Below are 3,841 nucleotides of genomic sequence, written 5' to 3'. Positions count from 1 at the left end.
CTCAGAAATATTTATCAGCTATCGCTGATAAACGAAATAGAATTCCTAGGAAATCTTTAAATTATCAAACACCATATCAGGTTTTTCTGAGTTACGTAAAATGTCTAGCTTAATTTGACAATTTGGGATTAATAAAAGAATTCACCACAAAATACTTTACTAGTTAACTATTTTATGCTATACTTATTTTTGTTAACGTTAATAATTTATATTTAGGAGGATAATATGGCAGAAAAAACTGACTTATCGTCAGCTTACAGAAGACTGAAAAGTCCCAATATTAAAACCAGAAAACGTGCTCTGAAAATTATTCACGAGTATAAACGTTACGGTAAAAAATAGGATTCTATTTTTATCTCTCCAAATGTAAGTCAGACAAAAAAACGACTAAGACATTTCCCTCCGTCTTAGTCGTTTTTTGATGCTTTCTTTCCTAATTTCGAAAAAAACAGACTGGAATAACCAATCTGTTCATTGTTTATTTGGTTTTTAAAGCTGATAAAACCTGTGTACGGATATCATCTACTCCATTTGGTGTATTTGGTAGGAAAAGGGTTTGGTTTCCTTTTGCTGCAAAGGTATTGAGAGTATCTAGGTATTGGTTGGTCAACAAAATGGACATGATTTGTTCTTCGTTTAAGGAAATATTCGCCTCTTTAAGCTCTTGAATTGACTCGGCCAAACCGTCCACAATGGCCTTACGCTGTTGGGCAATCCCTACCCCGTGCAAGCGATCTTTTTCAGCTTCTGCTTCTGCTGCTGTCACAATTTTAATTTTATCTGCGTTTGCCAACTCTTGAGCAGCTACACGTTTGCGTTGAGCCGCATTGATTTCATTCATTGACTGTTTCACTTCAGCATCAGGCTCCACCTTGGTAATCAAGGTTTTGACAATGATATAACCATAAGTTGACATTTCTTCTGCCACTTGATGTTGTACTTCCAAGGCAATTTCATCTTTTTTCTCAAACAATTCGTCCAAGGTCAACTTTGGCACTGATGACCGCAAGGCATCTTCAATATAAGACTTGATTTGAGATTCAGGTTTCATTAATTTATAGTAAGCATCCGTTACATTTTGCTCGTTAACACGGTACTGAGTGGCAACATTCAAGGTCACAAACACATTGTCCTTGGTTTTGGTTTCAACGATGATTTCTGACTGTAAAAGACGCAGCTGCACACGCGCAGCAATTTTGTCAATCCCAAACGGAAGTCGGATATGAATACCACTAGTGGCTGTTTTTTGGTACCTACCAAAACGTTCCACGATGGCAACAGATTGTTGGCGAACCACATAAAGGGTGCTGGCAACAATAGCTAGGATTATAATAACCCCAAAAGCAATAAAGATAAATGCTCCTAACATAAAATCTCCTCCTTATCATGTCTTAGAGCTGAACCATTTTCAGTCCTTGACTTATTGTTATAAGACAATTATAATGTTTTTCTAGGTTTTGTCAAATTAAATCGTAACCATTAGCTTTCTGATGGATTGCCTCATTTTTCAGGGGTTTACCATCGCTAAAACCACTCATTCCGACATCAATATAGACAAAAAGGGTTAGACCTTTGCCTAACTCCTCTTTTTTTATTGTATTCTATTATTCTACACTCATGAGATATGGGTAAACAGGCTGATCTCCTTGATGGATTTCAACTTCTACATCTTCATAAGTCTCTTCTAAATACTCAGCGAGTTCTTCTGCTAAATCTTGATCACCTTCTTCACCAACAAAGATGGTAACAATCTCGCTATCTTCGTCAATCATTTTGGCAAAGGCAGCTTTTAGAGTTGCTTCCATATCTGGGTTCGAAACGACGATTTTACCATCAACCATTCCCAAGAAATCATTTTCATGGATTTCTAAACCATCAATAGTAGTGTCACGGACTGCCAAAGTGACGCTACCGCTGACTACATCAGAAAGACTAGCTGACATATCTGCTACATTGTCTTCTAAAGATTTCGAAGGGTCAAAGGCTAACAGGCTAGTAAATCCTTGCGGAACAGTACGTGTTTCAACAACAGCAGCCGGAATATCAACCACTTCTGCCGCAGATTGAGCAGCCATAAAGATATTTTTATTATTTGGTAAAATAATGACTTGTTTGGCATTAACTGCTTCAATAGCTTTTATAATATCTTCTGTTGATGGGTTCATGGTTTGACCACCAGAAATCACATAATCAACACCTTGCGCCTTGAAAATTTCAGATAAACCTTCTCCAGCAACCACTGCAATCAAGCCAAAGTCTTTTGCCTCAGCCTTGCTTTCTTCAGCATCAGTCTTTTGAACCTGTGCTTCATGCTGATTACGCATATTGTCCACTTTAATCTTAATAAGCGAACCATATTTAAGTCCTTCTTGCATCACGAGTCCTGGATCTTCAGTGTGGACGTGAACTTTAACAATCTCGTCATCGTTAACTACTAATAATGAGTCTCCTAGACCACTAAGGTACCCTTGAAATTCATCGTAGTTGAATTCTTTCACATAAGTTGGTCCTTGTTTAAGAGCAACCATGATTTCAGTACAATAACCGTAAGTAATATCTTCAGTAGCCACATGACCGACAACAGATTTGTGATGCTCTGCATTAATCATTTCAGACATGTTAGCAGGAGTCGCTTTAAAATCTTCTGAAGCTACATAGTCACCATTTAAAGCAGATAGGAATCCTTCATAGATGAAGACCAGTCCTTGACCACCTGAGTCAACCACACCAACTTCTTTAAGAACAGGAAGTAAATCAGGAGTCTTAGCAAGGGCACCTTTTGCACCATCTAAAGCAGCTTGCATAACTTCCACTGCATCATCTGTAAGGTCTGCTTTTTTCAAGGCTGCAGTTGCTGCTCCACGAGATACTGTCAAGATTGTCCCTTCAACAGGCTTCATCACTGCCTTGTAAGCAACTTCTACTCCCATTTGAAAGGCTTGTGCCAAATCTTTACCAGTGAGCTCGTCTTTTCCTTTAACACTTTGACCAAAGCCACGGAAAAGTTGTGAGGTGATAACCCCAGAGTTTCCTCGCGCTCCCATCAAAAGACCTTTTGACAAAATTTGACCAACTTCACCAACAGTTGAAGCCGGTTTATCCGCCACTTCTTTGGCACCATTGTCCATCGTCATGCTCATATTTGTCCCTGTGTCTCCATCTGGGACAGGGAAAACGTTTAAGGAATTAACATATTCTGCTTGTTTGCCAAGACGAGTCGCTGCCGCTTGGACCATTTCTTGGAATAAGCTTGTTGTAATATTTGACACTAATTTTCTCCTACAACCTTAATATTTTGAACGTAAACATTAACCATATCAGCAGTAAGGCCAAGCTGACTCTCAAGGTTAAATTTCACGCGTTCTTGGATATTTTTAGAGACTTCACTGATTTTCACACCATAACTCATCACAGTGTATACATCAACAGAAATACCCATATCTGTTGATTTCACTACAACACCTTTTGCATAGTTTTCTTTGCGAAGTAGCGATTGGAAATTGTCCTTGATTGCACTTTTACTAGCCATTCCAACAACGCCAAAAATTTCCGTTGCTGACCCACCCACGACAGTTGCGATAACGTCGTCGGATAGTTCGATTAGACCATCTTTTGTATTGATTTTTACAGTCATATTTACTACCTCAAAAAGTTATTGTTCATATTATTTTACCATAATCTACAGCTAATGTAAAAGAGATAGGGTGAATCATACACGCCGTACGCATGAAAACTTTCTCTTCATCCTTTTGTGCCCGGACATCAATTTTGAAAAGATTCCTTTTTAAATCAATCATCTGCTTAGCCTCTTTCTCCAAATAATTGGACTAAATAATCTTTC

Annotated in this window: 5 protein-coding genes and 1 pseudogene; 2 read left to right on the top strand and 4 right to left on the bottom strand. The window is 38.3% G+C overall.

Annotated elements, in window-relative coordinates; translation table 11 throughout:
• Together ACYTR8_RS10170 and ACYTR8_RS10165 are read left to right on the top strand one after the other, a co-directional pair.
• Nucleotides 1-113: pseudogene (locus ACYTR8_RS10170) on the top strand (IS30 family transposase); the annotation flags it as partial.
• Between the two features lie 112 nt (nt 114-225).
• A complete protein-coding gene (locus ACYTR8_RS10165; RefSeq protein ID WP_000818733.1) occupies nt 226-342 on the top strand; it encodes a putative metal homeostasis protein in 117 nt (38 codons plus the stop codon).
• 136 nt (nt 343-478) lie between these two features.
• Here the strand turns inward: ACYTR8_RS10165 and ACYTR8_RS10160 are convergent, their stop codons facing one another.
• From ACYTR8_RS10160 to ACYTR8_RS10145, 4 genes are all read right to left on the bottom strand, one after another.
• Nucleotides 479-1,369, bottom strand: a complete 891-nt coding sequence (locus ACYTR8_RS10160) for an SPFH domain-containing protein (RefSeq protein WP_155778868.1) — start codon at nt 1,367-1,369, stop codon at nt 479-481.
• Nucleotides 1,370-1,604: 235 nt separating this feature from the next.
• Nucleotides 1,605-3,269, bottom strand: coding sequence for a DAK2 domain-containing protein (locus ACYTR8_RS10155; RefSeq protein WP_269760260.1), 1,665 nt, complete (start codon nt 3,267-3,269; stop codon nt 1,605-1,607).
• Nucleotides 3,269-3,634, bottom strand: a complete 366-nt coding sequence (locus tag ACYTR8_RS10150; protein WP_003054896.1) for an Asp23/Gls24 family envelope stress response protein — start codon at nt 3,632-3,634, stop codon at nt 3,269-3,271. Before ACYTR8_RS10150 ends, ACYTR8_RS10155 begins: the two co-directional genes overlap by 1 nt.
• 25 nt (nt 3,635-3,659) lie before the next feature.
• Nucleotides 3,660-3,797, bottom strand: a complete 138-nt coding sequence (locus ACYTR8_RS10145) for a hypothetical protein (RefSeq protein ID WP_044565575.1) — start codon at nt 3,795-3,797, stop codon at nt 3,660-3,662.
• Nucleotides 3,798-3,841 lie beyond the last annotated feature (44 nt).

Source organism: Streptococcus sp. F2 (genome assembly GCF_056500955.1).
Note: the sequence above shows the minus strand (reverse complement) of the source record. Positions and strands in the feature narration are given on the sequence as shown.

Excerpts from the sequence above, each read along its gene's own strand:
- ACYTR8_RS10165 (WP_000818733.1), top strand. The coding sequence starts at position 226 with ATGGCAGAAAAAACTGACTTATCGTCAGCTTACAGAAGACTGAAAAGT.
- ACYTR8_RS10160 (WP_155778868.1), bottom strand. The coding sequence starts at position 1,369 with ATGTTAGGAGCATTTATCTTTATTGCTTTTGGGGTTATTATAATCCTA.
- ACYTR8_RS10150 (WP_003054896.1), bottom strand. The coding sequence starts at position 3,634 with ATGACTGTAAAAATCAATACAAAAGATGGTCTAATCGAACTATCCGAC.
- ACYTR8_RS10145 (WP_044565575.1), bottom strand. The coding sequence starts at position 3,797 with ATGATTGATTTAAAAAGGAATCTTTTCAAAATTGATGTCCGGGCACAA.